We start from the raw sequence: 7,302 nt of genomic DNA on the forward strand, positions 1-7,302 counted from the left end.
TCGATCATCAACCAGACATGCTCCATCAAAACCTGAAAAGGATGCAAGCCGGGGCCTAGAAGCTTCCCCTCATTGCCCCCTGTCTTGCCCTGTCAGGTCGATCGTAGAGTGTGCCCCCCCTGGACATCGAGTCACGGCGCTCCGCCTCGAGGTCCATCCAGCTCCCAGCCCATCGATGCTCCGTCCCAACGCGACCCCCCTCCCCTCCTGCTCCACGCTCGTCGATCTGCTGAGTCAGGCCGCAGGCGCGCGAACCGGTCAGCGCCTCTACACCTTCCTGGGAGAGTCCGAGGGAGAAGAGACGCCGCTGACCTATGACGCGCTGGATGCACTGGCGCGGAGGATCGGCGCCGCACTGCAGCAGCTCTCGCGCCCCGGCGAGCGGGCCATCCTGCTCTACCCGCCCGGCCTCGAGTACGTCGCCGGCTTCTTCGGCTGCCTCTACGCCAACCTGGTCGCGGTGCCGGCCTATCCGCCGGATCCATCGCGGCTCGAGCGCACCCTGCCCCGGCTGCGCGCCATCATCCAGGACGCGCAGGCCACGGTGGTGCTCACCACCGCGTTCATCGCGGGCATGGGGGAGTTCCTCTTCGAGCAGGCGCCCGAGCTGCGCGCGCTGCGCTGGGTGGCCACGGACGAGCTGCCCGCCGAGGCGGAAGCGTCATGGAAGCGGCCCGAGGTCGAGGCCGGCACGCTCGCCTTCCTCCAGTACACCTCGGGCTCCACGGGCACGCCCAAGGGCGTGAGGCTCAGCCACGCCAACCTGCTGCACAACCTGAAGCTGATCCGCCACGCCTTCCAGACCGGCCCCGACAGCGTGGGCGTCATCTGGCTGCCCCCGTACCACGACATGGGGCTGATCGGCGGCATCCTCGAGCCGCTCTACCAGGGCATGCACACGGTGCTGCTGTCGCCGCTGTCGTTCCTCAAGCGCCCGATGCGCTGGCTCGAGGCCATCTCGCGCTTCGGCGGCACCCACAGCGGCGGCCCCAACTTCGCCTTCGATCTGTGCGTGCGCAAGAGCACCCCCGAGGAGCGGCACAGCCTGGACCTCGGCCGCTGGGAGCTCGCCTTCTGCGGAGCCGAACCCATCCGCGCCGAGACGCTGGCCCGCTTCACCGAGGCCTTCGGGCCCAGCGGCTTCCGTCATGAGGCGTTCTATCCGTGCTACGGACTGGCCGAGGCCACGCTGATCGTCTCCGGTGGAGAGAAGGCCGCCGCGCCCGTCGTCCGTGAGCTGGACACCTCCGGACAGCCCGGCGCGCGCCCCGTGGTCGGCTGCGGCTACACCCTGCCCGAGCAGCAGATCCTCATCGTCGACCCCGAGTCGCGGGTGCGCTGCCCGCCCGGCACGGTGGGGGAGATCTGGGTCTCGGGCCCGAGCGTCGCCCAGGGCTACTGGCAGAAGCCCGAGGAGACGGAGCAGACCTTCCAGGCGCGTCTGGCGGACGGTGGCCTGGGCACGTTCCTGCGCACCGGAGACCTGGGCGCGCTCGTGGACGGCGAGCTGTTCGTCACCGGCCGGCGCAAGGATCTGATCATCCTGCGCGGCAGGAACCACTACCCGCAGGACCTCGAGCTCACCGTCGAGCAGAGCCACCCGGCGCTGCGGCCCGGCTGCGGCGCGGCGTTCTCCATCGAGGTGGAAGGAGAGGAGCGGCTCGTCGTCGTCCAGGAGGTTGACCCGCGCAAGCTGACGGACGCGGAGGCACTGGTCGCGGAGCTCCGCCAGCGCATCACCGAGCAGCACGAGGTGCAGCTCCATGCCGTGGCGCTGATCGAGCCGGGCGGGCTGCCGAAGACCTCCAGCGGCAAGGTCCAGCGGCGGGCCAGCCGGGACGCGTTCCTCGCGGGCGAGCTTCCGGCCGTGCTGGCGTGGCGCGGGACGGCGGCCGCTGAAGCCCGAGCCCTTCCGGCTCCCGAGGAGCAGCCTCGAAAGGCCCGCGGCGACGTGGAGAACTGGCTGCGCTCGCGGCTGGCCTCGCGCGCCGGCCTGCGCCCCGAGCAGCTCGATCGGGACGAGCCCATCACCCGCTTCGGCCTGGACTCGCTTGGAGCCGCGGAGCTGGCCCATGAGATCGAACGGGGCCTGGGGACCCAGGTCCCGCTCGCGCAGCTCATCCGGGGACCGTCCCTGGCCGAGCTCGTGGAGCAACTCCTCTCCGCGCGTGACTCCGGCGTGCCGGCCCTCGAGCCGATGGCTCGCGGCGAAGCGGTGCCCCTGTCCTTCGCGCAGCAGCGGCTGTGGTTCCTGGATCAGCTCGAGCCGGGCAGCCCGCTCTACAACCTCGCCGTGGCGCTCCGGCTCGACGGGCCGCTCGACGTCTCGGCCCTCGAGCGGAGCTTCGGGGAGATCCTCCGCCGCCACGAGGTGCTCCGGACCACGATCGCCTCCGGGGAGGGGGGACCCGTCCAGGTCATCTCCCCCGCCGCGCCCGTCGTGCTGTCCCCGGTGGACCTGCGCGAGCTGCCTGTCTCCGAGCGGGAGAGCGCGGCGCTCCGCCGAGCCCGGGAAGAAGCCCAGAAGCCCTTTGACCTGGCTGGGGGCCCGCTCCTGCGCGTGGTGCTGCTGAAGCTGGAGGACCAGTCGCATCTGCTCGTGGTGGCGGTGCACCACGTCGTCTTCGACGGCTCGTCGATGGGCGTGATGATCCGCGAGGCCTCGGCGCTCTACGAGGCCTTCACGAAGGGCCAGCCCTCGGCCCTGCCCGAGCTGCCCATCCAGTACGCGGACTACGCGGCCTGGCAGCGGCGCTGGCTCCAGGGCGAGGCACTGGAGGCACAGCTCTCGTACTGGAAGAAGCAGCTCGACGGCGCCTCGCGGGCGCTGGAGCTTCCCACGGATCATCCGCGCCCCCCGACGCAGTCCTTCCGCGGCGCCACCGTTCCCGTGCGGCTCCCGCGCGAGCTGTCCCAGTCGCTCGCGGCGCTGAGCCAGCACGAGGGCGTGACGCCCTTCATGACGCTGCTCGCGGCGTTCCAGACGCTGCTGCACCGTTACTCGGGACAGGACGACCTCTGCGTCGGTAGCCCCATCGCCGGCCGGGATCGCGCCGCGATGGAGGGCCTCATCGGCTTCTTCGTCAACACGCTGGTGCACCGCACCCGCCTCTCCGGCAACCCCACCTTCCGCGAGCTGCTCGGGCGCGTGAAGGAGACGGCGCTGGGCGCCTATGCCCATCAGGATCTGCCGTTCGAGAAGCTCGTCGAGGAGCTCAGGCCCGAGCGCGACCTGAGCCGCACCCCGCTCTTCCAGGTGATGTTCTCGCTCCAGCCCGATTCGCTCCCCGAGCTGAAGCTGCCCGGGCTGTCCGCGCGCGCCCTGGAGTTGGAGAGCCATACCTCGAAGTTCGACCTCGGCCTGACCCTCTCGGAGACGGCCGAGGGCTTCGCCGGCTCGTTGGAGTACAGCACCGATCTCTTCGAGCCCTCCACCATCACCCGGCTCGTCGGGCACCTGCACACCCTGCTTCAGGCCATTGTCGTTGACCCCGGCCAGCGTCTCTCCGAGCTGCCACTGCTCACGGCCGAGGAGCGCCAGGAGGTGCTGGTGGAGTGGAACGCCACCGCCTCCGAGTACCCCAAGGACTCCTGCATCCACGAGTTGTTCGAGGCGCAGGCCGCGCTCCGGCCCGACGCCATCGCCGTCGAGTTCGGCTCCCAGCGCCTGACGTACCGGCAGCTGGACGAGCGCGCCAATCAGCTCGCCCACCTGCTGCGCCGCCGCGGCGTCGGCCCCGACTCCCGCGTTGCTCTGTGCGTCGACCGCTCGCTGGAGCTCATCGTCTCCCTGCTGGGCATCCTCAAGGCCGGTGGCGCCTACGTCCCCCTGGACTCCTCCTACCCCCGCGAGCGCCTCTCCTTCATGCTCGAGGACTCCAGGCCCCACGTCCTGGTGACGACGCGCGCCCTGCTGGGTGCGCTGCCCTCTGACGGCCTCGACTCCGTCCTCCTCGATGAAGTGCAGGAAGCGCTGGCCCAGGAGCCGACGTCCGCTCCTCGCTCCGGCGTGCTACCGCAGCACCTGGCGTATATCGACTTCACCTCCGGCTCCACCGGCCGGCCCAAGGGCGTGTGCATCGAGCACCGCTCCGTGCTGCGCACCGTGCTCGGCGTCCACTACGCCCACCTCGGCCCCGAGGAAACCTTCCTCCTCATCGCCCCCATCTCCTTCGACGCCTCCACGCTCGAAGTCTGGGGCCCCCTGCTCAACGGCGCCCGCCTCGTCGTCTTCCCTCCCCACACTCCGGGAGACGTGAACGAGTTGGCCGATGTGCTGGCTCGTCATCAGGTGACGACGCTCCACCTCACCTCGGGCCTCTTCACCCAGATGGTGGATGCCCACCTGGAGGGCCTGCGCCCGGTGAAGCAGCTGCTCACCGGTGGCGACGTCGTCTCCGCTCCTCACGTCCAGCGCGTCCTGGAAGTGTTGGGGGTGCCCGTCACCGCCTGCTACGGCCCCACCGAGAGCACCCTCTTCGCCAGCTGCTTGCGCATGACGCGGCCCTCCGAAGTGGGCGCCTCCGTCCCCATCGGCCGGCCCATCTCCAACACCCAGGTGTACCTCCTCGACAGGCACCTGCAGCCGGTGCCCGCGGGCGTCCCTGGCGAGCTCTTCATCTCCGGTGACGGTCTGGCCCGCGGCTACCTGGGCAGCTCCTCCCTCACCGCCGAGCGCTTCCTCCCCAATCCCTTCAGCTCCGCCTCCGGTGCTCGCATGTACCGCACCGGCGACCTCGCCCGTCACCGCCACGACGGCGTGCTCGAGTTCCTCGGCCGCATCGACAACCAGGTGAAGGTGCGTGGCTTCCGCATTGAGCTGGCCGAGGTGGAGTCCGCTCTCCTCAGCCACGCCTCCGTGCGCGAGGCCGTGGTGGTGGCCCGTGAGGACTCCCCTGGGCTCAAGCGGCTGGTGGCCTACGTCACCGGTGACGCCCAGGCCCTGGGCACCGAGGCCCTGCGCGCCTTCCTCAAGCAGCGCCTGCCCGAGTACATGGTGCCCTCGGCCTTCGTTCACCTGGAGGCCCTGCCCCTCACCAGCCACGGCAAGGTGGACCGCAAGGCCCTGCCCGTCCCGGACTCCCGTCCCGAGTTGGCCCAGGCCTTCGTCGCCCCTCGCAACGACGTCGAGCAGAAGCTGGCCTCCAGCTGGGCCGAGGTGCTCCGGCTCGAGCGCGTGGGCATCCACGACAACTTCTTCGAGCTGGGTGGCCACTCGTTGCTCGCCACCCAGGCCATCTCGCGCATCCGGAGCGCCTTCGAGATCGCCCTCCCCCTGCGAGAGCTCTTCGACGCGCCCACCATCGCGACGCTCTCGCCTCGGATTCACGCGGCCCTCCAGTCGCGGAGTGACTCCGGCGCGCCACCGCTCGCCCCCATGCCGCGCACCGGGCGGCTGCCGCCGTCCTTCGCTCAGCAACGGCTCTTCTTCCTTGACCAGCTCGAGCCCAACAACCCCACGTACAACATCCCCGCGGCCATCCGCCTGGACGGGGCGCTCGACCTGACCGCCCTGGAGCGGAGCTTCAACGAGCTCGTCCGCCGCCACGAGTCCCTGCGCACCACCTTCCAGGCGGATCAGGATGGCGTGCTCCAGGTCATCTCGCCCTCGACCGTCCTGTCCGTCGCGACGACGGATCTGTGCGGACTCTCCGAGACCGATCTCGAGGTGGAGGTGCCTCGGCTGGTGGAAGAGGAGGCCCGGCGCCCCTTCGATCTCGCCCAGGGCCCGCTGCTCCGCGTGGGGCTGGTGCGGCTGAGCGAGCACTCGCACGTGCTGCTCCTGACGATGCACCACATCGTCTCGGATGGCTGGTCCGTGGCCGTGCTGATCCGCGAGCTGTCCGCCCTCTACGAGGCCTTCACGAAGGGCCAGCCCTCGCCTCTGTCCGAGCTGCCCATCCAGTACGCGGACTACGCGGCCTGGCAGCGGCGCTGGCTCCAGGGTGAAGCGCTGGAGGCGCAGCTCTCGTACTGGAAGAAGCAGCTCGACGGCGCCTCGCGGGCGCTGGAGCTGCCCACGGATCACCCCCGGCCCTCCGTGCAGAGCTCGCGCGGCGAGAGCCACCCGGTGCGGTTCTCGAAGAGCCTCTCCGAGCAGCTCACCGCCCTCAGCCGGCGCGAGGGCGTGACGCCCTTCATGACGCTGCTCGCGGCGTTCCAGGTGCTGCTGCACCGCTACTCGGGACAGGACGACCTCAGCGTCGGTAGCCCCATCGCCGGCCGCAACCGCGCCGAGCTGGAAGGCCTCATCGGCTTCTTCGTCAACACGCTGGTCCTTCGCGGGCGTCTCTCGGGCGGCCTCACCTTCCGCGAGCTGCTCGGACAGACGCGCGAGACAACGCTGGAAGCACAGGCTCACCAGGACCTGCCCTTCGAGAAGCTCGTCGAGGAGCTCAGGCCCGAGCGCGACCTGAGCCGCTCGCCCCTGTTCCAGGTGATGTTCGCCCTCCAGCCCGAGCCGCTTCCGGAGCTGAAGCTGCCCGGGCTGTCCGTGCGCGCCCTGGAGCTGGAGAGCCGCACCTCGAAGTTCGACCTTGGCCTGTCCCTCACCGAGACGGCCGAGGGCTTCTCCGGCTCGTTGGAGTACAGCACCGACCTCTTCGAGTCCTCCACCATCACCCGGCTCGTCGGGCACCTGCACACCCTGCTTCAGGCCATTGTCGTTGACCCCGGCCAGCACCTCTCCGAGCTGCCCCTGCTCACGGCCGAGGAGCGCCAGAAGATGCTGGTGGAGTGGAACGCCACCGCCTCCGAGTACCCCAAGGACTCCTGCATCCACGAGCTGTTCGAGGCCCAGGTGGCTCTGCGGCCCGATGCCATCGCCGTCGAGTTCGGCTCCCAGCGCCTGACGTACCGCGAGCTGGATGCACGCGCCAATCAGCTCGCCCACCTGCTGCGCCGCCGCGGCGTCGGCCCCGACTCCCGCGTTGCTCTGTGCGTTGAGCGCTCGCTGGAGCTCATCGTCTCCCTGCTGGCCATCCTCAAGGCCGGTGGCGCCTACGTCCCTCTGGACTCCTCCTATCCCCGCGAGCGCCTCTCCTTCATGCTCGAGGACTCCAGGCCCCACGTCCTGGTGACGACGCGCTCTCTTCTCTCCGCGCTGCCCGCTGACGGTCTCGACTCCCTCCTCCTCGATGAAGTGCAGGAGGCCCTGGCTGGCGAGTCCACCGCCCCCGTGCACTCCGGTGTGCTGCCCCAGCACCTGGCGTATATCGACTTCACCTCCGGCTCCACCGGCCGGCCCAAGGGCGTGTGCATCGAGCATCGCTCCGTGCTGCGCACCGTGCCCGGCGTCCACTA

1 protein-coding gene is annotated in these 7,302 nt (G+C 70.2%); it reads left to right on the plus strand.

The window, feature by feature from the left end:
- Nucleotides 1-175 precede the first annotated feature (175 nt).
- A partial coding sequence (locus tag ACJ8AN_RS33675) for an amino acid adenylation domain-containing protein (protein ID WP_407759652.1) occupies nucleotides 176-7,302 on the plus strand: 7,127 nt, incomplete at its 3' end.

Source organism: Archangium sp., assembly GCF_045802675.1.
Taxonomy (GTDB): Bacteria; Myxococcota; Myxococcia; order Myxococcales; family Myxococcaceae; genus Archangium.